Raw genomic sequence first — 23,274 nt, forward strand, 5'->3', positions numbered from 1 at the left:
GATTCAGAGCGTTGTCATTGATTCTCTGTTTTAACCGAAAGCAAGCAAGGAAAACAACGTAGCGTAATAGCCCGCTCTTTCCAAGTTGTTTGGCGCAGCAATCGGGTCAATGACACGCTCCCAAAGGGCGAGTTTACTGGGCTTGTATACTTTGTTGTCGATTCTTGATTTAGACCCGCTAGACCTTTAAATCGCCGCCGCGTCTACAAACCCAGTCATTCTCGCTGAACCGAGCATCTCGAGGTTACTTGGGTATACAACACAGACCGAGAATTTTGAGGGAGAGTCGCATATTTGAACGAAAACTGGCGGAGCATTCACACTAAACTAATCTTTTTTATAGAGTTAATTGGTTTTGGGCGAAAGCTCACCATAACAATAACAAATTAGGTGATGATAAATGCAAGTGGGCAACGAAGCGCTGGTGCTGTCGGCGGTTGGGGTTATCGGTTTAGGTTGTCAATGGTTGGCGTGGCGAATGCGCTTACCTGCCATTCTGTTCTTGCTATTAGCAGGGATCATTGTTGGTCCGATTCTACAATGGCTCAATCCAGATGACATTCTCGGGGATTTACTCTTCCCCTTAGTTTCCCTCGCTGTGGCGGTGATTCTATTTGAGGGCAGTTTAACCCTTAACTTTAAAGAGATCCGTGGCGTGAGCGGTTCGGTGTGGAGCATCGTGTCTGTTGGCGCAATCATCTCTTGGGTGGCAACCAGTGTGGCGACGCACTATTTCCTTAACTTTACTTGGGAGCTTGCGATTTTATTCGCCAGTTTAACCGTCGTTACTGGTCCAACGGTGATCGTACCATTGCTAAGGACCGTGCGCCCAAGCTCCAAACTCGCCAATATTCTGCGTTGGGAAGGCATTCTCATTGACCCATTAGGCGCGCTGTTTGTAGTGATGGTGTACGAGTTTATTGTCTCGCACAATGCCGTTAACAGTGTCGAAGTATTCGGTACCATCATTGCGGTGGGTTTGATTCTTGGTGTTGCCTCCGGTGCTGCGGTATCTACCGTTTTGCGCCGAGCTTGGTTGCCGGAATACCTTCAGCCATTTGCGGTTTTGATGGTGGTGCTCGGTGTGTTCTCGATTTCTAACCAAATGGAATCGGAAGCAGGGCTATTGACGGTTACCGTGATGGGCATGTGGTTAGCAAATGCAAAGGGCATCAACATTCAGCAGATCCTGCACTTTAAAGAGCACTTAACCATCTTGTTGATCACCGGGTTGTTCATCTTCTTAGCGGCTCGAATCAGTCTTGATGACTTTGCCGCGCTTGGCATTGGTGCGGTAATGTTGTTTGTTTTCATGCAGTTGGTATCGCGTCCACTTTCGATTTTCGCTTCAACTATTCGCAGTAACTTAACCTTCAAGGATAAGCTGTTCCTCTCTTGGGTTGCGCCGCGCGGTATTGTTGCAGCATCCATCTCGTCTCTGTTTGCTATCAAGCTGACAGAATATGGCATTTCAGAAGCCATGCTGTTGGTGCCAATGACCTTCATGGTGATCATCGGCACCGTGGTACTACAAAGTGCGACGGCTCGCCCTATGGCTAAAGTGTTGGGCGTGGCTGAGCCAGCACCGAGAGGCTTTCTATTGATTGGCGCAAACCGAGTGGCGCAAGAGATAGGAAAAGCACTGGCGAGATACGATCGCAAAGTTCTGCTCACCGATTCTAACTGGGATTACATCAGCCAAGTTCGCATGTTGGGCTTAGACCATTACTACGGTAACCCGATCTCTAGCCATGCGGATGATAACCTGAACCTGATTGGTATTGGACAAGTGGTGGCACTGACGCCAGACCAACACTTCAATATCATGGCGTGTATGCAATTTGTCGGCGAATTCGGCGAAGATAAAGTACATTGCCTGCAGAAAACCAAATCTAACGGCAATGAAAAACACTCGGTTGCCGAAGAGTATCACGGCAAATTGCTGATGGGTGGCAACGTCAGTTACACCCAAATGGCAAGTTTGTTGAGCCAAGGGGCAGAAATCAAACACACCAAGCTAAGCGAGAGTTTCACCTACCAACATTACCTTGATCACCACAAAGACAATTTGATGATTCCGCTTTTCCATGTTGAAGAGAAAGGCAAAATTCAATTCTGTGATGATCCAGACCAGTTCAAACCGCCTACAACCAGCACTGTGGTGGCACTTATTCAATCAGTCGAGACTCAATAGCTCAAATGGCGTATAGAACTGCCACTCTTGGCACATCGGAGTGGCAACATTGTTAATCGTTACCCAAGCTTAATAGAGCAGTGAGGCGTAGTGTTTTAAACGCTGCTCCTTAATATGATTCCTTAGTCATAAGATCAGAGCCCACAAGGCTCGATTCGGCAAATAAATTGTTCAATTTCCGAATTTTCGCATTGACGGCAATGACAAGGATCGCAATACTGCGCGACTGTTTTACTTTAGGGTGACATTATGGCTCCGCAATCTAATCGAAAAGACTTACATTTAGACGCTGTTTTACATCATGACATGAACATGAAAAGCAAAACGGCGGGCTTTGAGTCTGTCGAATTTGAGCATTGCGCATTGCCTGAATGTGACTTTAACACCATCGAACTTTCGAGCGAGTTTCTTGGTCATTCATTGGCGTTGCCGTTTTTGATCAGTTCGATGACTGGCGGCGCAAAAGACGCAGAAATCATCAACTGTCGTTTGGCAGAAGCGGCTAGTGAAATGGGCATTGCGATGGGGGTTGGCTCACAGCGAGTGAGCCTAGAAGACAGCCTACATTCAGGTCTGGGTAAAACCATTCGTGATCTCGCCAAGAGCGTGCCTTTGTATTCCAACCTGGGTGCCGCTCAACTGAGAGACAAACAACGTCTCGACAACGCCCAACGTGCGGTCGACTTTATCCAAGCGGACGCTTTATTTGTGCATCTCAACCCTATGCAAGAAGCTTTTCAACAGAATGGCGACCATGATTGGATTGGTGTGCTTAAATCGATTGAGCAGCTAAAACAACGCATTGATGTCCCGATGATCATCAAAGAGGTGGGTTTTGGCATCAGTGGCGCAGTGGCGAAACAGCTTGTCGAAGTGGGCGTGGATGCGATTGATGTTGCAGGCGCTGGTGGTACAAGTTGGTCAGCGGTCGAAGGTTACTGTCAGACAGACAATAAGGTGCAGCGCGCAGCTGAGTTGTTTCGTGACTGGGGCATTCCAACGGCTAAGTGCTTAGAGCAAATTCACGCTCAATACCCTGACTTACCTTTAATTGCGTCTGGCGGCGTGCATAACGGCTTAGAAGCCGCGAAGGCGATACATCTGGGTGCCAATCTAGTTGGGCAAGCTGGTGCGGTATTAAAAGCCGCAACAATCAGCACACAGTCTGTTGTCGATCACTTTGAACAAATGGCATTAGAGCTGCGTTTAGCGTGCTTTGGTACCGGCTCTGCAAATCTCCAAGCATTGACCCAAGCTCGTCGTCTTTAGCTCAACGGCTAATATTTACTCGCTTATCGATACTGTTAGGTTGATTTCGCCGAATTTCACGTCTTTTACAGAGCGAACGTCGATAAATTGTCTGAGTCTTAACACTTGCGCTGATATTTTGGGTATAGTCCATTCATCAATTGAAAGTGGAACCTGAATTTATGAAAAAATTGGTAATGCTACTGCTAGCGGCAACAGCGCTTACCGCATGTACTGACGAAGTGGGCACAGAAGCTTGGTGTAAAGACATGCGTGACAAGTCTAAAACAGAGTGGACCGCTGACAACGCAGTAGATTTTGCAAAGCACTGTGTTCTGCAAGATGGCATCGGTAGCGAGCAGTGGTGTGAAGATTTAAAAGAGAAGCCAAAAGGCGATTGGACAGCCAACGAAGCGACTGGCTTTGCTAAGCACTGCGTGTTCTAAATTGACCGAACAAAATTGAGAAAGCCGAGCGTCATGCTCGGCTTTTGTGTTTCTGTTTCTTTACTTCCAATTTGTCGTTCCATTTTTGCAAACCTGACTTACTTATCTTTATTTCGTTGTATGGGACTGGCATGGTTACCGTAATTCCAATAAGAGAAGGACTAAAAAATGGAAGTACTCAAAGGTTCATGTCTGTGTGGCAAGGTAAAAATCGAAGTTGCGGATGAATTCAAATACATGGGCAATTGTCACTGTTCTGAATGCCGCAAGTTTACGGGTTCTGATTATTCATCGGCGGGAGGTGTTGCACTCGACAAGCTGATAGTTATCGAAGGTGAAGAGCATATCCAAACCTATCAGAAGAGCGCAAATACCGAACTCTCATTCTGCCGTCATTGCGGCTCTAGCCTCTATTCGAAAAAGAACAATGGTATTGTGAATGTTCGTTTAGGTATCCTTGACGATATCCCTGCCGACAAACCGAGTTTCCACATTTTTGTAGGTTCGAAAGCGCCATGGAATGAGATTACTGATGAGCTTAAACAGTTTGAAGCGGAGCCTAAGCTATAGGTCGGTTTCTTGCTGCGTTTAGTACAAAATCGCTAAGGATTTAAAGTTGTGAGATAGAGCCACTCAATTGAGTGGCTTTTTGCTTTTGAGTGGCAGTAATATCCGACACTATACGATTAGTTAATATCGACAGTTTTTTGGGAGAACATCAGTGAGCGAAGAATACAACCAAGCCATTTCTAAGCACTACGCGGCTTATCGTCCGCCACTGCATCAAGTGATTTTGCAAGCCAATTTGGAAGAGTTACCTCAGTTTCAATTGGGGTTGGATATCGGCTGCGGCACGGGCGTATCGACGTTTGCTTTGGCTAAGTTCTGTCAGCAGGTTCATGGGGTTGACCCGAGCACATCAATGATTGAACAAGCCAAACCATCAGTAGGTATTGAATATCATGTTGGTGACGGTGAACACGTACCTCTTTCAGACAGTAGTGTGGATGTGGTGACGTTTGCTGGCTCGCTCTCTTATGCAAAATCAACGGCTTTATTGGCAGAGCTACAGCGTGTTTGCCAGCCTAAAGCACATGTCGTGGTTTATGATTTTGAAGTGCTGCTAGAAAAACCTCTTGCGCAGCTTGGTATCGAGATGGACTTGGTTGAATCCAACTACGACCATGCTATCAACTTCAGTGATTGTGAAGGGTTTCAAGCGGTCAACGTTTATAAAGAGACAGTAGAGTTAGAAGTCAGTGCTGAAGAACTGGCGCATGTGTTGTTCTCGTCTTCTAAGCGATACTCCAAGTTAGCGGAAGCATTTGCAGGAGATGACCCATTTGTAAACGCTGTTGAAGCGCTGAAACAGCATAACCAAAAGCATGTTATCCAAGCGGATACTTATTTCGCGATGTACCAAATCAACATCTAATACTCTTGTCCTATGAACCCTCTTAAGACCGCTAATTCAGCGGTCTTTTTGTTTGTATATTTTGTGAAATACACGCGCTTTTTACCTTGTTTGTGAATTTGCGGTCAGATTTTTGGTAAATGTTTCATTTGTAAGTAAATCCAAGTGAAAGTGCGGTTTGGCTCTAATTTTGAAGGCGAGCGCTTATGATAGTCTCACGTCAATCTTGGCGCAGAATTTCAGCCACTGTGTGGCTGTTCATCGGTCTGTTGTCCAGTCACCGAATTTCATTATTACTTTTAGGCTGTAGGAAATCATCATGGCGAAGGCATTAAAAATCGAGTCAGGGCGTTACCTAAATATGGATCATGTTGTGACGTTCTCGCTTGCGAATGATTTCATTGAAATTACCGCGGCAATTGAGACTTTTACATCGATTCATATTGGTATTGAAGGCAAAACTGATTACGCCGACTACTTCGTTTCAATCCAAGACTTCCACCGCATTAAGCGTGAATTGTGTGATTACATGGGCATTGACGACCCTTCGCTATTAGTTGACTAATCACTCAAAAATGACAATAAGATTACAGAGGCAGTATGCAATGCTGCAACTTGTAGTCTACGTTTTAACAACCACTGGCTAGGGTGAGCAACAATACGGCGGCGAAGATCGTCCGTTCACCAAATACAATAAGGGACGTTATGTCTGACAAATACATTGCAATGATCCAAGACTTTTTTCAGGTGTTTGAAGCCCTGAATCAACATGTCTTGGACTCCCACGGTGAATTGGCAACGTGGGAGACCCAATTGGTAAGGCTTGATATTAACCAAGGTGATAAAGAAAAGTCGTATGACGTGGCGCAGATTGCCGGCATGCTTAACTTTTCTGAAGATGCAGTAAAATCATTCTTAGTGATATACAGCTTCTTAAGTAACAATCTTTATGATCTCATTGGTAATCGTGAATACGAAGATTGGGGGACGGACGGCGATAGCCTGCAAGTTGAGTACTCTGATCTTACTATTGAATCATTTTATGCCGATCAAATTGCGCCACTGATGGAGCGAAGAGTGTACTTCGAGTGGACATTTGATGCGTTACAACGGTCGTATGATGAAATGATGGCGATTAGCCACGGTAGAATAGCTTAGTGAGTTTAACGGCTGGCTAAACAATTAAGTTAAGACAAAAACAAAAGCCGCTCGTTTTAGCGGCTTTTGTTTTTAGGGCTTTCAAGTATTTCTGTTTCCTCTTCTTACAACTCTTGAATTAAAATCTATTGGCTTATCACGTATTGTGATGATGAGCGATTTACTTGTTAGAAGAACAAACATGAAAAAGACAATCTCAATAATGGTATTGGCAGTGGCGCTGGCTGGCTGTGATGACGCAAGCAAAGCCATTGACCAAGCACAAGAAGCAGCAAACAAAGCGATTGATACGGTTCAAGAGCAGATGGAATCGGTAGAAGATGCATTCAATCTCGATCAGTTTGGTGATGCTGCTGAATCTGCAGAAGAGTTAGCTGCATCTGTAGAGGAAGCGATGAATGTAGATTTCAGTGATCCACAAGCCTTGATTGAAGCAAAAGAGCATATTGCCAATGCATACGCTTGTTTGGTGGAAGCGTCTTCAGAGTCGACGGTGGATAAGGTGATGGATAAAGTAATGTCATCGATCGGTAGTGAAGAAACCAAATCTTTGATTGAAGAAGGCATCGAAAAAGCACAAGCCGCCAAAGAGTGTGTGATGTAATCAAACCGGAAAATGAAATACCCATGGCTTGTGTCGTGGGTATTTTCCTTTTGCCAGTTATTCGAGCCCATCTTCTTCGTCCTGCATCTTGAAGTCACTTGGGTATACAGACTTTATTTCTACATTTTTACTTTTATTGGGCTGTGAACTTTCGTTTTATATGCACTTTTATTCGGATGAAAACAGTTCACAACAGGATGATATCCTGTCATCAGAAGTGAAAACTTAAGTTTTGTCGATTTTGTCGTATTTATTATCCAGATGAATACTAAAAAATCCTGTAATGCAAATATCTCCACAAAATCATAGCCTTACATTTGAGGCGATAGCTTCTTACCACTTATACGTGCTTCATGGTTGTTTTCACCCAGCAAATTTTACTCATTGTAAATGATAATAATTTGCAATAGCGTTCACGAAATATTCATGTTTTGTGGACGAACTATGTTGGCGGTAAAGAAAACGACGTTCTCAACACTCTTGGTGTTACTTGTCTCTATTTATTCCTCTTTTGCCTTTGCGATTGACTATGACAGTGCGGTCAACGACATTGCGCAGCGCTTAGATAAAGCATCTCAGCTTTATGAACAAGGCGATAAAGACCAAGCAAAAACAACAGTACAAATGGCGTATTTCGAGGTGTTTGAAAGCCTAGAAGGTCCGGTACGAATTAATTACTCACAGCAATACGCGTATCAACTAGAGGCGAAGTTTGGTGACATTCGCAAGTTAATCGTTGCGGGAAAACCAGTTGATGAAGTGGATACGGAAATCAATTGGTTGAAAAAAGAAATTCTGGGTCTGCCGGAGATCTTGGCGTCAGGTCACCAACTTAAAGCTGAAAACACCAATCTACATACCGAGGATATCTTGCCGTTTTGGCGTGAAGCGATCACAAGCATCGACACCCAGCTCAATGCGGCTTTGACTGAATATCGTGAATCTGGCGAACAACCAGAAAGCGCAGCAGAAAAACAACAGCGTGCATTCGATTTAGTGCAACAAGCGCAGTTCAAAGGGTACAAAAATACCGAGCTGGAAATTGCTATTCGGTTATATCGATCTGCAGAGCGTTCGGCAGAATACAACGCAGCGTTCCGCTCGATAGCCAAAATCACCAAGCAACCTTTTAATCAACAAAACCTGATCCGATTTGGGTATGAGTTGTCGACCTTGGTTCAAGGGTTGAAAGACGAATTACCAGGCCTGCCAGCGACACGCGATTTCCAAGTTCCTGATACTGCGAAGAACGCCGATACAGCAGTTGCTGCACGTGATTGGAACCCTGTCGTCAGCGATATCATGACTGCGATTGATGGCGCTATTGATAGCTATAAACATGGTGACAAAACGGCGGCTATTCTTGCGGTACAAGACGCTTATTTCGATCATTTTGAAGCATCAGGTATGGAAAATGCGGTGGGGTCGAGAGACAGCGCATTCAAATCAGAACTTGAAGGCTACTTCACCCGTATTGTCAGTATGCTAAAGGCAAATCAAGCTCAGGCTGATATTGACCAGCAAGTGCAAAAGCTAAAAGTAGGCTTGATGGATGCAGCAGGCAATCTATCTGAAGGCAACTTGAGTTGGTGGGCGATGTTGATCGCGAGCTTCACCATTATTTTCCGTGAAGGATTGGAGGCGCTGCTTATCGTTGCCGCCATTACCGCTTACCTGATCAAAAACGATGCCTCTGACAAGCTACATGTTGTCAAAAATTCGGTCGTTGTTGGTCTGATTGCCAGTGCGATCACCGCGGTATTGTTCCAGTGGCTATTTGAAAACTCTGGCGCAAGTCGAGAGCTGCTTGAAGGCATCACCATGTTGATTGCTGTTGTCGTGCTGTTCTCTATGAGTTACTGGCTGCTTTCCAAAGTTGAAGCCGCTCAATGGAAGCGCTACCTCGAAAGCAAACTTGCCACGTCGATCACCACAGGTTCTCTCTTTGGTTTATGGCTGGCGAGTTTCCTAGCGGTTTACCGTGAAGGTGCAGAGACGGTCTTGTTCTACTTTGCTTTGGCGGCCGATACCAATTCTCAAACCATGGTCGCCCTGATTGCTGGATTCGCTATTGGCGTGCTACTGCTCGCGGTGATCTTCTTTGTCATGCGCTATAGCGTGGTCAAGCTCCCTCTGAAACCTTTCTTCATCTTTACTGGCGGATTCATGTATCTGATGGCGTTTGTCTTTGCGGGTAAAGGTGTCCTAGAGCTGATTGAAGGCAAGTTATTCCAACCGACATTAATTTCAGGCGCGCCAGAGTTTGCTCCGTTGGGCATTTACCCATACATGGAAACTTTGCTGCCTCAACTGGCGCTTATCGTGGCAGCAGTCTTTGCGCTCATCGTAATGAAAGCAAGAAGTAAGCGAGATCTTGCTCAGCAAGCTCGTTGTTAAACATGAAAAAATCTTTGTAAAATCAAGTAAGTAAAGGACATTACTATGTTGAATAAAAAACTCATCGCTACCGCAGTGGCTGCTTCAGCTCTATCAGGCATGGCTATGGCAAATGATCTACCTTTCGTTGAGCACCCAGCTGGTGAACCTCTTGAAATGAATGGTATGGAGATTGCTGCTGTTTACCTTAAGCCCGTTACGATGGAGCCTCAAGGTATGATGCGTGCAGCTTCTAAATCGGAAGTGCACTTAGAGGCAGACATCCATGCTCTTGCTGGTAACAAAAACGGCTTTGGTGCGGGTGAGTGGATCCCTTACCTAACCATTAACTACACGTTGAAAAACGTCGATACCGGTAAAGTGCAAGAGGGGACCTTCATGCCGATGGTGGCAGCAGATGGTCCTCACTACGGCTCAAACATCAACATGTTAGGTGTGGGTAACTACGAGCTTACATTCCACATCGATCCACCGTCAAAAGCGGGTCTGCTACGTCATACGGATGAAGAAACTGGTGTTGGTCGTTGGTTCAAACCATTTGATGCTCAATACAAGTTTAAGTACGTAGGCATTAAGTAACCTTCCTTGCGTAACAACCAGACCGCAGTTTGTGGTCTGGTTGTTCTGGTTTTTTGAGTGACTTATCTGTCTGATGCACTGTGCATGAATGGTCAGTGGTAAATATGAGCTTCTATCTTTCTCACGTCTTACTCGTTTTTTTGCTCCCAGCGATGCTATTTGGTGTGCTGTGGGCTGCGCAATCTAACGCTTTGTATAAACACCAGATTGGGTGGTTTGTGCTTGCGGTGCTTTCCGGTTCTGCACTGTTTCATCTACTGCCATTTAGCCAAGTGAATGTACTTATTATTAACAGTGTTTATCTTGGCGTTATCTTCCTGTCGGTTTTACTTGGTGCCATATGGCGATTGCCTTCGGTCTTATTGGTGTGCCTGCAAAGCGTAACGGTCTTTCTATGCAGTTTTGTTTGGGCAAAAGAAGCCAAGCTCACGATGTTGAGCACAACCAACGTTATTAACACCGAGCTGATTTTAAACATCAGTTCTGTGGTTCTAGGATTTGTCTTGATTGCACTAATCAAGATCGCGGTCTCTTTGACGACCAAATCCCTATCCAAGATGGCTCGTAATGCACTTTGTTTACTGTTGTTAGTGCTGGCAGCATTGCCCCTCTCTGGCGAGATTATCTTGGCGTGCATGAAGCTAGGGATTCTTGGTCTCGATAAAGGTTTACTGTCTTACGTATCTAAAGTCACCAACTTCTCTTGGATTCTGTCTTACGCCGTACTGGCATTAGTTTCTATTTGTGTGACTGTCTTTTTCGTTACTCAAACTCGACCACTACAAGAGCAGGTGAAGCGAGCTGAATCCGCGATTGAACGACGCAAACATCAAGCGGCTTTGAATTCAGCTCAACGTAAAGTGCGTTTTAATATTGCGACTATCGCTACGATTCTGGTTGCACTGCTTTTCTGGGATCTTGTCGCTTCTCAACCGATTCGTCGTTCAGAAGCGCAACGTATTGAAGTGGCAGCCGATGGCGCTGTCCATGTCCCTATCTCTGAGCAATTAATCGATGGAAAACTGCACCGATTTGAATGGGTAGCAAGCGATGGCAAAGTGGTGCGCTTTTTCATCATTGATCGTTTTGCCGGTGAAGAGAAATTTGGCGTTGTCTTTGATGCTTGCATGCTGTGTGGTGATGCAGGATACGCGCAAGTTGGTGATCAAGTGGTGTGCTTGGCGTGTGGCGTACATATCTTTATTCCTTCGATTGGTAAGCCTGGTGGGTGTAACCCAATCCCTATTCCTAAATGGACCGTCGCGAATCATGAAATCGTAATTTCGAAGTCGACCCTAGAAAGCGGTCTGAAATATTTTAGTGACGTGGTGGAAGTCATGGCGACAGATCCAGTCAATGGCGAGAAGATCAGCAATATGGAGGCTGAGCACAGTTATTCATTCTCAGGAAAGACCTACTTCTTTACCTCTGAGCAATCTTATGACGCTTTCCGTGATGATCCATGGAAATACGCGGACGTTGAACCGCTAAATCCGTTAGGAGAGTAATCATGTTAATCAGAATGCTTCGTCAGTCATGGCGACATGATACCAACCGAAAATTACTCGCTGTCATTACGGTTTTTCTCGCGGCGAGCCTAATCTCAGCGCTGCTGGCTATTTCAATCAATATCGGTAACAAGATGTCGATGGAGATGAAAAGCTATGGTGCCAACATTGAAATCTCTCCTGAAGGACAAGTAAAGCTGCCAGATATTTTGGCGAAGAACGTCAACAAGTTGGAAAAAGAAGACTTACTTGCAGAGAGTGAACTGCCCAACATCATGGACATCTTTTGGCGCAATAACATTATTGGTTTTGCTCCATTTGTACGTGGGCAAGTTAAAGCGCCTGAGTTCGATAAAACCGTCAATATTATCGGTACTTTTTTTGATAAGAATCTGCCTGTTTCTGACGATGGCAAATACCGAACGGGTAATAAAACCATCTCGACGTATTGGCATGTCGATGGTCAATGGCCAGATGATGAAAAAACTCAAGCCTTGGTAGGGCAGTCATTGGCGCAAAAACTGGGTCTTAAATCTGGCGACAAGCTTGAGTTGCGCGGCATCGAAAACCGCACATTGTTGGTAACGATAACGGGCTTACTGGAAAATGGCACGACGGATGAGAACGCAGTGTTACTGCCGCTGAACCTTGGCCAGAAACTACTGGGTTTGGAAGGACGAGTACAATCGGTAAAAGTCTCAGCATTGACGGTGCCGGAAAACGCACTATCAAAAAAAGCACGTGAAGATTTGGAATCACTCGATTCGGATGAATATGACCTTTGGTTCTGCACGGCGTTTGTCTCCTCAATCTCTTTCCAATTAGAAGGCGCGATGAATAATGCAATGGTGAAGCCCTTGTGGCAGGTTGCCGCTTCAGAAGGCATGGTGATTCATAAGATCCAAAGCTTATTATTTGTTGTGACGTTTGCCGCCTTGATCGCTTCTGCGATGGGGATCGCCTCATTAATGACCAATGCGATATTGCAGCGAGCCAAAGAGATTGGTTTGATGAAGTCCCTTGGTGCTCACAACTGGCAAGTGTATGCGTTGTTCTATTCTGAATCGATGATTTGTGGCGTGTTGGGCGGCTTACTTGGTTGCCTTGCCGGGTGGGGACTATCCAAAGTGGTTGGTTATGCACTGTTTGGTTCATCCATCTCTTTTGATTGGATCATCGTTCCAGTGGTGCTGTTTATCTCGACCCTAATTACAGTGTTAGGTACTTACTTCCCTTCACGCAGAATTGCTTCTCTCTACCCAATTGAGGTGTTGTATGGCCGCAAATAAATCTTCCTCTATGCTGCTTACCTTAGTTTGGCGTTCATTGAGATTACGTGCGCAACGTGTTCTCGTGGTGTTTATGGCGTTGACGGTTGGCGCGGCAATCATTACTGCAATGGCAGGGGTCTACTTCGACATTAACCAGAAGATGAGTCATGAGCTACGAAACTACGGAGCGAACTTTTTTGTAGGACCGGACGCGACAGCGACATTAACGACAAAGCAATACCAACAGATCAAAGCTGAGGCACCTAAAGACAGTTTAATTGCTTCCAGCCCATATCTGTACGGCATGGTACAAGCCGAGCTAGAGAAAATTGTCTTAATGGGTATCGACTTTTCGCAGTTGAAAAAACTGGTTCCTTATTGGCAAGTGGAAGGTCGATGGATTGGTGTCTCTTTTGATGATCGGAATGTCATGATCGGAAAGAAACTGGCAGAGAAATTAGAACTCAAAGTTGGCTCTGACCTGACGGTCTACAACAAAAGTGACCGTTATACGTTCAAGATTAAGGGCATCATTGAGTCAGGTTCGGATGAAGATAACTACCTAATTGTAAACCTACCGTTCGTACAAAAATGGTTGAACAAAGGGGATGAAATCAATTTTGCCATGTTCAGTCTAACGAATGATAAAGGTCAGGTAGGGCAGTTTGAATCGACTTTGAAGCAGCAGTACCCAGACTTGCTTGTTCGTCCTATCCGAAAGGTGTCAGCATCGGAAGGTAAAGTACTCAATAAGATTAAGCTGTTAATGGGCATCGTCGCTTTGGTCATTTTAGTGTTGTCTACCTTATGCGTGAATACAACCATGACGTCGATGATTTCTGAGCGACGTTATGAGTTCGCACTACAAAAGTCTTTGGGCGCATCCAATCAATCCATTACTCGTCAGATTGTTGTTGAAACTCTTGCCATTACCTTTGCTGCAGTTATTGCAGGGTTGCTAATCGGCTATGTGTTAGCGCAATTTCTTGGACACTCGGTGTTTAACGCCACCATTGATTTACGTTTCCCTGTGCTGGTTATCACTAGCTTACTTTCTTTCGCTGCGGCTTTAGTGGCTGCAACGCTTCCAACCATCAGAGCCATTCGTATCGATCCGGCTAAAGTGCTCAAAGGAGATTAACCATGTCAGATTACGCTATTAAGACCGAAGGCTTATGCAAGGTTTTTGACCAAGTTCATGCATTGGACGACATCAATATTGAGGTCAAGAAAGGGGAGTTTGTTGCCATTATGGGCGCGTCGGGCTCAGGTAAAACGACCTTAATGAATATCCTCAGCTGTTTGGACAATCCGACCTCAGGCAAGGTGTTCCTCGATGGTGAGGAAGCGGACAGCCTAGATGAAGAAGGGCGACGAGCATTTCGAGCAGAGAAAATCGGTCTGGTCTTCCAGCAGTTTCATCTCATTCCTTATCTCACTGCTCTGGAGAACGTGATGCTTGCGCAGCATTACCATAGTGTGCCCGATGAAGAAGCAGCAAAGCGAGTGTTAGAACAAGTAGGGCTAGGGCACCGCTTTGAACACTTGCCGAGTCAGCTTTCTGGTGGTGAGCAGCAGCGTGTATGCATCGCTCGCGCGATTGTGAATGAAAGCCCGATCCTGTTTGCTGACGAACCCACTGGTAACTTGGACGAGGAGAATGAAAAAATCGTCCTCGATATTTTCCAAAAACTCCATGCGCAAAACCGAACCATCATTATGGTCACCCACAATCCAAGCTTAGGTCAGTACACGGACCGAATCATCCGCCTCCAACACGGCAAGTACATCGGAGAGGAGGTGTTAGATGTGGCATAAACGCCGCTACGTGATCGCGCTGTTAGCCATGCTTGCGTTATTTGGTTGTAAAGACCAAAAAGCACAAATCGGGCAACCGAGTCCTGATATTGCTGCAATGAATGCGGCGCAACAAACGGTAAGCCTTGAAAGCTATCAAGGTAAGAAAATTGTTCTGGAATTTTGGTCTTCCACCTGCGGTGCGTGCATTGCCATGATGAAGAAATGGCAAGACGTATATGCACGTCGAAGCGATGAAGTCGCAGTGATAGCGATTAACATTGATGACTACGAGGTCGACTTAAATGAATACGCCACCAAGTATGGGTTTTCATTTCCTATGGTGAAAGATCAATTGGGCATCACTAAAGAACGTTTCTCTATTGGGGTGACACCCACAACTTACCTCATTAATCGCGATGGAAAGCTGGTGGACATGCACATCGGCTATTCAGCGAGTATGGATCTGGACAAGGTCATCTCTCAACTTTAATCATTTTAGGAATCAACCAAATGTCACTTACAAAATTCCGCCCGTTTTTGACCGCTCTGATTACTGTCTTTGCCATGATGTCTTCTGCTTGGGCGACTGAAAACTTACAAGAAAAAGTACAAATTGAATCACCAGTCATCTTTCAGTTAGCCAGCGGTGCAAAGGGAACGGGGTCGAAAATGACCATTCACAATAACTCAGATGAAGCTTTAGTCATCAATGGCTTCAAAGTGGATGAATTCGACAAGACCATGCTACACGGGACGAAGTATGAAGCGGGTAAGCGCAAAATGTTTATGGTGAAAAGCATCACTATTCCTGCACATAAAAAACTCGCGCTTACGCCAAATACACACCATTTCATGATGTTTGGTCCAAAGCGTGAATTAGAACTTGGTGAGTACCTGACGATGGTAGTAAACACCAATCAAGGTGACTTCAAAGTGATCGCGCAAGTGGTGCCTCGTAAACTGAAATAAGGTGGCTCAATGAAAGTACGAATAGGTTTGGCGCTGGTTGCAGCAGCGTTGTTTAGTTTGAGTGGTTGTTCTGAACCCGAGCAAGCAAAGAAAGAGCCACCTAAATTGACGCAGTTGGATCAGCGTCTTACCCTCGCGGAATCGGCAGGGTTAATGGACAAGCGTATGCCGATGAAGAAATTGATGGAGCAATATGTATCGGTTGAAGCCGTCGACCTTGATAGCGGTGAATATCGCGATGCCTCCATGAGTGTAGACGAGTCATTCTCTGCATTTCCCATCGACCCAAGTAATGCAGTAAAGCTATCTTCCCGTGATGATCTTGCTGGGATTAAAATGCGTGAAAATAGGTTGCCTGTGTATTTGATTAAAGATGACAACGGGCAAGTCTCTCGAATTGTTTTGCCAATCCGTGGTGAAGGTAAGTTTGGTTTGATTTATGGCTACTTAGCCCTCTATAGCGACAACTACCACATTGCGAGTCTGTCGTTTTACAAACATGGGGAGAGTGCAGGATTAGGGGCGGAGATTACCGATAATGCTAACTGGACAAAGCAGTTCAAAGACAAGCCTTTGTTCGACCATGGTCATCCATCGATTCGTATCGTACAGGAAGGGCGCAATACACAAGACGCTTACTCTGTCGATGGAATCAGTGGGGCAACCTACACCAGCCAAGGCGTTGAACACGCGATTAATTTTTGGACCGGGGATCTTGGTTTCGGCGAGTTCTTACGCCAATACCGAAATTAAAAAGTTTGACTATTCATAAGGCAATTTAAACTCTGCGCTCAAGGAGAAAAGGTGATGGCACTTAGAAGAGGTCAAGTTTCAGAAGAACAACTGATGTTATTGATTCAGCTTACTAAAATTCGCTCAGCAGTATTAATAAAAGCACTTCGAATGCACTTAGTCGAAGGAAAAAGCCAGCGCTTAGCCACTGAAACGGTGGGTATCAATCAGAGCTTTCTCAGCGTTCGTTTACGTAAGCTTCGAGATGTTGAGGCGACGGTTCTCAAGTTAAGGAAGTTTTATTAAGTGCCCACCACTTTTTAGTGACGCCTCTGCATTCAGCGACCATGCTACTTTTATTCACTATAAGGCTTTGAACAACAACGGTGGCGTGAGTAACAGCACAGCGTGAGGGTACAACAAAAAGGGGATATGACTATCCCCTTTACTGTTTCTACTTACCCATTAGCTCTTGGGTAAAATAATCCATACAAAGCTGTTGGGCTTGTGGTTTGATACTGACCTGCTCGTTTTCTCGCAATGCTAAGTAGAGTTCAATGATCTTTTGGAATGCGGGAATAAGGGCGTCGCGTTCTGGCATTGCAACGGTCTGCTTTAACTGTTCACTAAACTTAGGCAAACGGGATTCAATCTTCCTTACACCTGAAGGGGTTAATCCTTGTTGCTGTAAAGCCAGTGGTGATATGGCAACCGAACGAAGGAAAGACAAGAACTCAGCTGCTTCAAAATACTCACCACGCGCAATTTTGGTCGCGCCATAATGGACCCAAATCCAAAAGCGGTCTTCAATCCATTGCGGATCTGGTTGAGGGTAATGGGGCTGCGAAGTGGTGAAGACTTGCGATAATTGACCATCGCGCTCCCAAAGTACTTTTGTATGATCCACGCGTACTGCTGCATCCTGCAGTGCGACAAATTTGAAATCAACGTGAATGGCATCAGGTGCGTAAATCGCGATGACCAACCTTGGTTCTCCCACGTGCTCACCAGTGAACGCCGCGACTTGTCCTTCTACCTTGTCGATAAGTGCAAAGCGTTCTGTCATCACCGATTCTACATCATCAGGGTTGATGGCGATAACCAAGTCCAAATCACTGTATTTATCCATTGAATCAGAAGCATAAGAGCCACTCGCTCCAATGCCGAGGATGCGTTGGTCGGCAGTAAATACCGCAAGAATCTTTTTTAGAAGCTGTTCATGAGCTTGAGGGAGCGTGCTTGAGAATTTCATATTTTACCTATTAATCATGGTTGATATTAGAACCATCAGGAGATGGTTAGTGCGGTAAAATTAGCGCAGCATTACAATATGGCGTTAAGTGCTAAAAGAAGCAAGAAAAACCGGCTTAGAAAAGCCGGCTAATAAATTACTTCAGTGAGTTGTGGTGCATAAATTGATCATCAATGCCTTTGAGCTTCATGTCGTCCATGATGAAATTCACCGTATTTAATAAGCGCTGTTCGCCTTTCGGGATAAGGTAACCAAATTGACCTTTGGTGAACGGGTCTTCACAGCGTGCGGCTTCTAAACGCTCATCGGTGACTTGATAGAATAGACCTTCAGGTGTCTCGGTAACCATCACATCCACTTTGCCCGTAGCGACAGCTTTCGGCACATCTAAGTTATTTTCGAAACGAGTAAAGCTAGCATCTTGCAGATTTGCATCGGCGAATTTCTCGTTGGTGCCACCGATGTTAACGCCTACACGAACGGATGCTTGGTTTACTTTATCCAACGTGTTGTATTGCTCGGCTTTGCCTTTTGCGACCAAGAAACACTTGCCAAACGTCATATAACCCTGAGTTTGTTCTGCATTCAATTGACGTTGCATCTTACGTGTAATACCGCCCATCGCGATGTCATATTTGTCTTGGTTAAGGTCTGTCAGCAGGTCTTTCCAAGTAGTACGAACCAGCTTTAGCTCTACGCCTAACTGCTCGGCGATGTGTTTCGCGACATCAATATCGTAACCAGAGTAACTTTTGCCGTCATAGTAAGAAAAGGGTTTGTAATCGCCAGTTGTACCGACACGCAATGTTCCTGATTTTTGAATGTCTTCTAGCTTGTCGGCTTGAGCGACGCCAGAAACTGCAAGTGCTACGGAAGCAAGTAATAATGTTGTTTTTTTCATTGTTGTTGTCTGATTTGTTGTGTTTGAACGAATTTTCAAACTAACAGGAACCGCAGCAAAAACAGATCAAACCAATCGAAAAAAGCGTAATTTTTCAAAAATAATTTCTTGTCTTGAAAGTGATTGCATTTGTCTCTTTATACGTAAGAAGAGCAAGGTTTTTTGTATGAATGGCAGGGCGTTATGAATCGGATTCATCCTAAGAAATTGCTTCGTAGTAAATGGACGGCGGCACAACCCGTAAATAAAGAAAAGCACTTTATCATTTCAGAAATGGAGTTTGATGAAGAGGGCAATGTCGTGAGGTGTGTGATTGAGGCGGTTATGACCAAGCGAGAGCATGAATTAGATTGGCATGATCTAAAAGATACACAGCAGTGGCGACAAGGATGGAAATAAGCCGTTGGAAACCCAAAAACGAGATGGAGTTAGAAAAGTGATGAATATGAGTAGGTTCGTTGTAGAGACTTTGCTATTAATGGAGTCGTCACTCTACTTATTCAAACACAAGGTAATGCCATGATCGATTTTGACAGTTCCTCGGTATTCAAGCTTAAGCCAATAGAAGTCTCTAAAGTTCGCGACGATTTTCACAAGTTCTTAATTGACGGTGAGACCGTTTTTGCTGGCTTTAAAACCGTCCGTGACCAAGTGGTGTTCACCAACAAGCGTGTTATCGCTGCTAACGTTCAGGGTATCACTGGCTCAAAAGTGGATTACACGTCGCTTCCTTATAGCAAGATAAATGCTTTCTCGATTGAGACATCAGGCACGTTCGATTTAGACTGTGAAATTGAGTTCTTTCTCAGTGAGGTTGGGCGAGTGCGCTTTGAGATAAAAGGCTCGTTCGACCTAATCTCATTCAACAAGATGATAAGCGAGTATGTGCTGGCTTAATGAGCGTCAATGCCATATCTACAGATAAGCAACAAGGAAGCAAATATGCTTCCTTTTTTGTTCTTGTACTTGGGTATATTAAGAACTGGTAGATAAGTTTGCTGTTTGAATCACTGCGTTGTCGCCAAATGACAAGACAAGCGATGGTGTTTTCTTTACCTTTCGGCTTTTTGAATGATTGCAAAGGGAAGAGAATGACGGTTGTATTTGAGGGCGTTCCTCTTGTTCGAACAGAGTGGGTTCACGATCTGGCAGCGCTTTTCGACAACAGTAATATCGATGTGCATCAGCTTATTAAAGTAAGCAAAGCCCCTGAAGACATTCAAATGTCAGATGTTGAGTTTCTGCCCGAAACCATACTTAGAAATCTGCTGTTAGCGTTCGGAGAGTCTTGCCCCACCGACGAATTTATTCACACCATTTGGACCTTGTGTCGCGATTTGTATGTGCCCAAAGTGTTAGCACAGTTAGCCCTTACGCCGACAATGACGGTCGCTGAAGCCATTGAGGTATTCTGTCATTCGATGCGCCGATATTCGAACAATACACGCCTTGGCTTGGAGCAATACCACGATCGCATATGGTTTGCGAGGTACAAAGATGGGGAAAACCAACCTTGGTATCAATATGCTGAGATGTTTAGTCTCATTTTTATGGATGAACTGGTTGCTGCACTTGCAAACTATCGGCAGCAAACCGTAAGTGTGAGTGTGAAGAGCACCAATATGGAACGCTTCTTTGATTGCCGGCAATTAAAGCATGTGCAGTTTTACACCAACCGAGCGGCAACGGGTATCCAGCTTGATGATGCCGTGTTAAACAAGACGATTTGTATGCCGAACAAAGGGCGATTTGATGGGAGTACCGATCTCAGTGAAGTGCCAACCTCGTTTGTTTCCTCGTTTGGTTTTGCGATTCTTCCCTATATTTCTTTTGGGCGATTTTCCATTTTGGAAGCGGCTCAAATTTTGGGTATTCATAAACGAACGTTACAGCGACGCCTGCATGATTGTGAGGTGACGTACAGCCAAGTGATGGAATCATTGCTGCTTGAGCGCAGTTTATCTCTGCTCAAAAATTCCACTCTTTCTATCACGACCATTGCAGCATCCTTGGGCTATGCCGATACCGCCAATTTCACTCGTTTTATTCGTCGGAAAATAGGCATGACGCCTTCTGCTTACCGCAAAACTTGAGGTTTGGGATGTGGCGCAAATGTGCTTTTCAGTTAGGGTCATCAATTCCACCTTGTGGCACAGGATGACAATTTATATTTCTCTCAATCAATAAGATGAAGGGCATCGAAACTAAAGAGAGAGAAACGAAAATGTCCCATCGATTCCATGAGTACCGTTCACCGCTTACCCAATCCTTCGAGCACGCCGTCGAGTACTTAGAGTCTTTAAATGAACGACCTGTCGACAAATGTGTGACATCCCAGGAACTGAGAAAGGCGATTGGTGGTGCGCTGCCAACTACGCCAACGGATCCATCTGCGGTGATTGATGAGATGGTTAAGAGCGTCGATGCCGGTCTGATTGCAACAGGTGGTCCTCGTTTCTTTGGTTATGCAATTGGTAGTTCTTTCCCTGCATCATTAGCGGCAGATTGGCTAGTAAGCGCGTGGGACCAAAACGTGCCGTATTACGTTGCTAGCCCTGCGTTATCAGTGGTTGAAGAGACGGCCGCTGAATGGATGACTCAACTACTCGGTTTAGCGCCTAACTCTGGCATTGGCTTTACTTCTGGCGCGCAAGAGGCAATTTACACCAGCCTTATCACTGCTCGTAATGCGCTATTGCAACGTGCAGGTTGGGACGTGGCTGTTCAAGGTATGTATGGTGCGCCGCGCATTAATGTGGTTGTAAGTGATCAAATTCACTCAACGATTAAGCGTGCTCTTTCAATGATCGGTATTGGTTTGGAAAACATTGTTAAGGTACCGACAGACAACAACTTACGCATTATTCCAGACAACTTAATGGAAACGATCACCGCACTTGAAGGACCAACTTTAGTTTGTGCGCAAGCGGGCTGTATCGACTCTGGCGCTTTCGATCCTTTCCACGCGCTTGCTGACGCTGTCGCTGCGCATGGCAATGCATGGTTACACGTTGATGGTGCGATTGGTTTGTGGGCGGCTGCAAGTGCAACACATCGTTACCTTCTTGATGGTATTGAAAGAGTCGATTCCATCGATACAGATGGTCATAAGTGGTTCAACATGCCTTATGACTCGGGCATGGTCATTGTGAAGGATGCAGGTTTGCTGGCTCAAGCGATGGGAGGCAGCAATATGGGGGATTACCTGAACGATGCGATGGATAAACCAGATCGTAATGCCATTAATTTTGGCATTGGTGCTTCGCGTCGTGCACGTGGTGTACCTGTCTACGCTGCGTTTAAATCGCTTGGCAAACAGGGCATTGAAGAGCATGTTGATCGTTGTACTTCGCTTGCACAACATATGGCAGAAAGGCTTTCAACGGTAGATGGCATTACTATTTTGAATGATGTTGTGTCCAACCGTTTTTCCGCACAGTTTGGTGAAGGGGATGAGGCGTATCGTAACGAACTGACAGCACGCGTGGTCCATCGACTACAGCAAGAAGGAACGCTTTACCCTTCTACTTCGGGTTACAAAGGGCTGAAAACCATGTTGTTCTCAGTGCTAAGTTGTCACACTTCTCTTGAAGATATCGACTTATCCGCAGAGAAAATCGTAAAAGCATATGTGCAAGAGAAGCAACGCATGGATGCTGAGTAACGTCTTCGAGCCCAAAAACTGAATATAAGCCCAGTTTGATACTGGGCTTTTTTATGTCTGCTCAATGTACTTAGGCATGCAATGACAATTAATCCTGTATGGGTTTACTTATTCTTTTTGTATCACTTATCCCATTCAATAAGGATTCAGATATGAAATCAAAACTACTCACTCTTCCCTTTGGACTCACTCTTCTCTTTGGACTAGCTATTCTCAATGGATGCTCGAGCGCTAAGCCCGTCGACAGTCATCTTGTTAGTGCCTCAGGGGTTGATACGGCATTCTTAGTCAGTAAAAAAGCCAGCTTGGTCGGACAGATTGAATATTCAAAAGCCGACACAAAAAGTAGCGCTGCTCTTAATCAAACCCAAACCAATATCAAAGTTTTCAAGGATGAAGAAAATACGTTAACTCTCGCTCAGGTGAAGAGCTGCAACAACTGTAATTACCATTTAGAGCGGGGACATAAAGGCGTGTTATTCCCAATCGGAGACGCAAATCAACATACGTATATTGGTAGAAAAAAGCTCGCGAGCTTGTACTCAGAACATCCCATTTATGTGGACAAAATTCGTGATTTTATCCGTGCCAATCCTTCGCAAGTAGAACATGAAGAAGCTTGTATTGACGTGCTTGCGGTCTATTCGAAAACAAGTCGGATTGAGGTTGGAACGATCACTGATTGTGCGACTCCGCTAAAAAGCCACGCGATTAAAAACGTACAAATGGTGCCACTTGGTTGATATTCCTTTGGCGATGCTGCGATTAAGAGGGCGAAAACTCGTGAGACAATAGCCCCGAGTTCATACCAAAAAGAAAAAATACAGGAAGAAGACAAACGCCAACAAGGTTGCAGATAACACTGGATAGATGATGTAGGAGTCATGATTGCTGGTGCGCTGGTAGCAGAATGAGACCAGCAAGACGTTGTAAACAACGAGCAGCAAACTGATCATGGTACCGCTATTCAGGCTCAAACTTGATAACTGAGTAAGAAAGAATCCCAGCAATAGATAATCAAAAACGATTAGCCAAAGGAACGCTTTCTTTAGCGAATCATTGTTAGGCTTATTGGCCGCGGGTAATGGCATATCGAACTCAACTAAACAATTACTGCAATCATGATATTGGGGAAAA

General features: G+C 44.9%; 26 protein-coding genes. 23 read left to right on the forward strand and 3 right to left on the reverse strand.

Annotated features, from left to right (window positions below; translation table 11 throughout):
• Positions 1-400: 400 nt before the first annotated feature.
• The 18 genes from OH463_RS11370 (at position 401) to OH463_RS11455 (ending at position 16,626) form a co-directional block, all read left to right on the forward strand.
• Positions 401-2,194, forward strand: a complete 1,794-nt coding sequence (locus OH463_RS11370) for a cation:proton antiporter (protein ID WP_038898208.1) — start codon at positions 401-403, stop codon at positions 2,192-2,194.
• A 249-nt stretch (positions 2,195-2,443) separates the two neighbouring features.
• Positions 2,444-3,463: a type 2 isopentenyl-diphosphate Delta-isomerase gene (gene fni, locus OH463_RS11375; protein ID WP_017817324.1), complete on the forward strand. Its 1,020-nt coding sequence runs from the start codon at positions 2,444-2,446 to the stop codon at positions 3,461-3,463.
• A gap of 161 nt (positions 3,464-3,624) precedes the next feature.
• Positions 3,625-3,888 carry a DUF3012 domain-containing protein gene (locus tag OH463_RS11380; protein WP_005445362.1) on the forward strand — a complete coding sequence of 88 codons (264 nt, stop codon included), beginning with the start codon at positions 3,625-3,627 and terminating at the stop codon, positions 3,886-3,888.
• 168 nt (positions 3,889-4,056) lie between these two features.
• The gene (locus tag OH463_RS11385) at positions 4,057-4,458 is read left to right on the forward strand and encodes a GFA family protein (RefSeq protein WP_009696921.1); all 402 of its coding nucleotides are present in this window, start codon (positions 4,057-4,059) and stop codon (positions 4,456-4,458) included.
• Between the two features lie 151 nt (positions 4,459-4,609).
• A complete protein-coding gene (locus tag OH463_RS11390; protein ID WP_269991266.1) occupies positions 4,610-5,323 on the forward strand; it encodes a class I SAM-dependent methyltransferase in 714 nt (237 codons plus the stop codon).
• 298 nt (positions 5,324-5,621) lie between these two features.
• A complete protein-coding gene (locus OH463_RS11395; RefSeq protein WP_017188587.1) occupies positions 5,622-5,867 on the forward strand; it encodes a hypothetical protein in 246 nt (81 codons plus the stop codon).
• A 140-nt stretch (positions 5,868-6,007) separates the two neighbouring features.
• The gene (locus OH463_RS11400; protein ID WP_005445358.1) at positions 6,008-6,460 is read left to right on the forward strand and encodes a hypothetical protein; all 453 of its coding nucleotides are present in this window, start codon (positions 6,008-6,010) and stop codon (positions 6,458-6,460) included.
• A gap of 181 nt (positions 6,461-6,641) precedes the next feature.
• Positions 6,642-7,064: a hypothetical protein gene (locus OH463_RS11405; RefSeq protein ID WP_005448633.1), complete on the forward strand. Its 423-nt coding sequence runs from the start codon at positions 6,642-6,644 to the stop codon at positions 7,062-7,064.
• 426 nt (positions 7,065-7,490) lie between these two features.
• Positions 7,491-9,461 carry an FTR1 family iron permease gene (locus OH463_RS11410; protein WP_269991267.1) on the forward strand — a complete coding sequence of 657 codons (1,971 nt, stop codon included), beginning with the start codon at positions 7,491-7,493 and terminating at the stop codon, positions 9,459-9,461.
• Positions 9,462-9,506: 45 nt separating this feature from the next.
• Complete coding sequence (locus OH463_RS11415; RefSeq protein WP_017188589.1) at positions 9,507-10,040, forward strand: iron transporter; 534 nt, start codon at positions 9,507-9,509, stop codon at positions 10,038-10,040.
• Positions 10,041-10,144: 104 nt separating this feature from the next.
• Entirely contained in the window at positions 10,145-11,548 is a 1,404-nt protein-coding gene (locus OH463_RS11420; protein WP_053053372.1) for a Fe-S-containing protein, read from the forward strand.
• A gap of 2 nt (positions 11,549-11,550) precedes the next feature.
• On the forward strand, positions 11,551-12,837 hold the full coding sequence (locus OH463_RS11425; protein ID WP_053053373.1) for an ABC transporter permease: 1,287 nt from the start codon (positions 11,551-11,553) through the stop codon (positions 12,835-12,837).
• A complete protein-coding gene (locus OH463_RS11430; protein WP_017188591.1) occupies positions 12,824-13,960 on the forward strand; it encodes an ABC transporter permease in 1,137 nt (378 codons plus the stop codon). The genes OH463_RS11425 and OH463_RS11430 overlap by 14 nt, the downstream gene beginning before the upstream one ends.
• A 2-nt stretch (positions 13,961-13,962) precedes the next feature.
• The gene (locus OH463_RS11435) at positions 13,963-14,637 is read left to right on the forward strand and encodes an ABC transporter ATP-binding protein (protein ID WP_017188592.1); all 675 of its coding nucleotides are present in this window, start codon (positions 13,963-13,965) and stop codon (positions 14,635-14,637) included.
• Complete coding sequence (locus OH463_RS11440) at positions 14,627-15,109, forward strand: TlpA family protein disulfide reductase (RefSeq protein WP_009696931.1); 483 nt, start codon at positions 14,627-14,629, stop codon at positions 15,107-15,109. Before OH463_RS11435 ends, OH463_RS11440 begins: the two co-directional genes overlap by 11 nt.
• Before the next feature lie 20 nt (positions 15,110-15,129).
• The gene (locus OH463_RS11445; RefSeq protein WP_009696932.1) at positions 15,130-15,588 is read left to right on the forward strand and encodes a copper chaperone PCu(A)C; all 459 of its coding nucleotides are present in this window, start codon (positions 15,130-15,132) and stop codon (positions 15,586-15,588) included.
• Positions 15,589-15,597: 9 nt separating this feature from the next.
• The gene (nqrC, locus tag OH463_RS11450; RefSeq protein ID WP_009696933.1) at positions 15,598-16,341 is read left to right on the forward strand and encodes an NADH:ubiquinone reductase (Na(+)-transporting) subunit C; all 744 of its coding nucleotides are present in this window, start codon (positions 15,598-15,600) and stop codon (positions 16,339-16,341) included.
• Between the two features lie 54 nt (positions 16,342-16,395).
• The gene (locus OH463_RS11455; protein WP_269991268.1) at positions 16,396-16,626 is read left to right on the forward strand and encodes a PapB/FocB family fimbrial expression transcriptional regulator; all 231 of its coding nucleotides are present in this window, start codon (positions 16,396-16,398) and stop codon (positions 16,624-16,626) included.
• Between the two features lie 148 nt (positions 16,627-16,774).
• On the opposite strand, the gene OH463_RS11460 is transcribed toward OH463_RS11455, so the two are convergent.
• The gene (locus OH463_RS11460) at positions 16,775-17,572 is read right to left on the reverse strand and encodes a nucleotidyltransferase domain-containing protein (RefSeq protein ID WP_009695916.1); all 798 of its coding nucleotides are present in this window, start codon (positions 17,570-17,572) and stop codon (positions 16,775-16,777) included.
• Positions 17,573-17,708: 136 nt separating this feature from the next.
• Positions 17,709-18,473, reverse strand: a complete 765-nt coding sequence (locus OH463_RS11465; protein ID WP_005448650.1) for a transporter substrate-binding domain-containing protein — start codon at positions 18,471-18,473, stop codon at positions 17,709-17,711.
• 183 nt (positions 18,474-18,656) lie between these two features.
• Between OH463_RS11465 and OH463_RS11470 the strand changes: the two genes are divergently transcribed.
• From OH463_RS11470 to OH463_RS11490, 5 genes are all read left to right on the forward strand, one after another.
• The gene (locus tag OH463_RS11470) at positions 18,657-18,872 is read left to right on the forward strand and encodes a TIGR02450 family Trp-rich protein (RefSeq protein ID WP_009695918.1); all 216 of its coding nucleotides are present in this window, start codon (positions 18,657-18,659) and stop codon (positions 18,870-18,872) included.
• A 120-nt stretch (positions 18,873-18,992) separates the two neighbouring features.
• Complete coding sequence (locus tag OH463_RS11475; RefSeq protein WP_005448655.1) at positions 18,993-19,370, forward strand: PH domain-containing protein; 378 nt, start codon at positions 18,993-18,995, stop codon at positions 19,368-19,370.
• Positions 19,371-19,498: 128 nt separating this feature from the next.
• Positions 19,499-20,566 carry a helix-turn-helix domain-containing protein gene (locus OH463_RS11480; protein ID WP_230689864.1) on the forward strand — a complete coding sequence of 356 codons (1,068 nt, stop codon included), beginning with the start codon at positions 19,499-19,501 and terminating at the stop codon, positions 20,564-20,566.
• A 131-nt stretch (positions 20,567-20,697) separates the two neighbouring features.
• The gene (locus OH463_RS11485) at positions 20,698-22,137 is read left to right on the forward strand and encodes a pyridoxal phosphate-dependent decarboxylase family protein (RefSeq protein ID WP_026000157.1); all 1,440 of its coding nucleotides are present in this window, start codon (positions 20,698-20,700) and stop codon (positions 22,135-22,137) included.
• A 152-nt stretch (positions 22,138-22,289) separates the two neighbouring features.
• The gene (locus OH463_RS11490) at positions 22,290-22,880 is read left to right on the forward strand and encodes a hypothetical protein (protein WP_053053875.1); all 591 of its coding nucleotides are present in this window, start codon (positions 22,290-22,292) and stop codon (positions 22,878-22,880) included.
• 60 nt (positions 22,881-22,940) lie between these two features.
• Here the strand turns inward: OH463_RS11490 and OH463_RS11495 are convergent, their stop codons facing one another.
• Positions 22,941-23,228: a hypothetical protein gene (locus OH463_RS11495; RefSeq protein ID WP_005448663.1), complete on the reverse strand. Its 288-nt coding sequence runs from the start codon at positions 23,226-23,228 to the stop codon at positions 22,941-22,943.
• Positions 23,229-23,274 lie beyond the last annotated feature (46 nt).

The sequence above is a fragment of the Vibrio sp. NFR genome, assembly GCF_027587095.1.
Taxonomy (GTDB): domain Bacteria; phylum Pseudomonadota; class Gammaproteobacteria; order Enterobacterales; family Vibrionaceae; genus Vibrio; species Vibrio harveyi.

Coding starts and splice junctions, on each gene's coding strand:
- fni (WP_017817324.1), top strand. CDS start 2,444: ATGGCTCCGCAATCTAATCGAAAAGACTTACATTTAGACGCTGTTTTA.
- OH463_RS11475 (WP_005448655.1), top strand. CDS start 18,993: ATGATCGATTTTGACAGTTCCTCGGTATTCAAGCTTAAGCCAATAGAA.
- OH463_RS11495 (WP_005448663.1), bottom strand. CDS start 23,228: ATGCCATTACCCGCGGCCAATAAGCCTAACAATGATTCGCTAAAGAAA.
- OH463_RS11455 (WP_269991268.1), top strand. CDS start 16,396: ATGGCACTTAGAAGAGGTCAAGTTTCAGAAGAACAACTGATGTTATTG.
- OH463_RS11485 (WP_026000157.1), top strand. CDS start 20,698: ATGTCCCATCGATTCCATGAGTACCGTTCACCGCTTACCCAATCCTTC.
- OH463_RS11410 (WP_269991267.1), top strand. CDS start 7,491: ATGTTTTGTGGACGAACTATGTTGGCGGTAAAGAAAACGACGTTCTCA.
- OH463_RS11445 (WP_009696932.1), top strand. CDS start 15,130: ATGTCACTTACAAAATTCCGCCCGTTTTTGACCGCTCTGATTACTGTC.
- OH463_RS11465 (WP_005448650.1), bottom strand. CDS start 18,473: ATGAAAAAAACAACATTATTACTTGCTTCCGTAGCACTTGCAGTTTCT.
- OH463_RS11370 (WP_038898208.1), top strand. CDS start 401: ATGCAAGTGGGCAACGAAGCGCTGGTGCTGTCGGCGGTTGGGGTTATC.
- OH463_RS11430 (WP_017188591.1), top strand. CDS start 12,824: ATGGCCGCAAATAAATCTTCCTCTATGCTGCTTACCTTAGTTTGGCGT.
- OH463_RS11415 (WP_017188589.1), top strand. CDS start 9,507: ATGTTGAATAAAAAACTCATCGCTACCGCAGTGGCTGCTTCAGCTCTA.
- OH463_RS11435 (WP_017188592.1), top strand. CDS start 13,963: ATGTCAGATTACGCTATTAAGACCGAAGGCTTATGCAAGGTTTTTGAC.
- OH463_RS11400 (WP_005445358.1), top strand. CDS start 6,008: ATGTCTGACAAATACATTGCAATGATCCAAGACTTTTTTCAGGTGTTT.
- OH463_RS11395 (WP_017188587.1), top strand. CDS start 5,622: ATGGCGAAGGCATTAAAAATCGAGTCAGGGCGTTACCTAAATATGGAT.
- OH463_RS11490 (WP_053053875.1), top strand. CDS start 22,290: ATGAAATCAAAACTACTCACTCTTCCCTTTGGACTCACTCTTCTCTTT.
- OH463_RS11460 (WP_009695916.1), bottom strand. CDS start 17,572: ATGAAATTCTCAAGCACGCTCCCTCAAGCTCATGAACAGCTTCTAAAA.
- OH463_RS11440 (WP_009696931.1), top strand. CDS start 14,627: ATGTGGCATAAACGCCGCTACGTGATCGCGCTGTTAGCCATGCTTGCG.
- OH463_RS11405 (WP_005448633.1), top strand. CDS start 6,642: ATGAAAAAGACAATCTCAATAATGGTATTGGCAGTGGCGCTGGCTGGC.
- OH463_RS11420 (WP_053053372.1), top strand. CDS start 10,145: ATGAGCTTCTATCTTTCTCACGTCTTACTCGTTTTTTTGCTCCCAGCG.
- OH463_RS11470 (WP_009695918.1), top strand. CDS start 18,657: ATGAATCGGATTCATCCTAAGAAATTGCTTCGTAGTAAATGGACGGCG.
- OH463_RS11480 (WP_230689864.1), top strand. CDS start 19,499: ATGACAAGACAAGCGATGGTGTTTTCTTTACCTTTCGGCTTTTTGAAT.
- OH463_RS11380 (WP_005445362.1), top strand. CDS start 3,625: ATGAAAAAATTGGTAATGCTACTGCTAGCGGCAACAGCGCTTACCGCA.
- OH463_RS11385 (WP_009696921.1), top strand. CDS start 4,057: ATGGAAGTACTCAAAGGTTCATGTCTGTGTGGCAAGGTAAAAATCGAA.
- nqrC (WP_009696933.1), top strand. CDS start 15,598: ATGAAAGTACGAATAGGTTTGGCGCTGGTTGCAGCAGCGTTGTTTAGT.
- OH463_RS11425 (WP_053053373.1), top strand. CDS start 11,551: ATGTTAATCAGAATGCTTCGTCAGTCATGGCGACATGATACCAACCGA.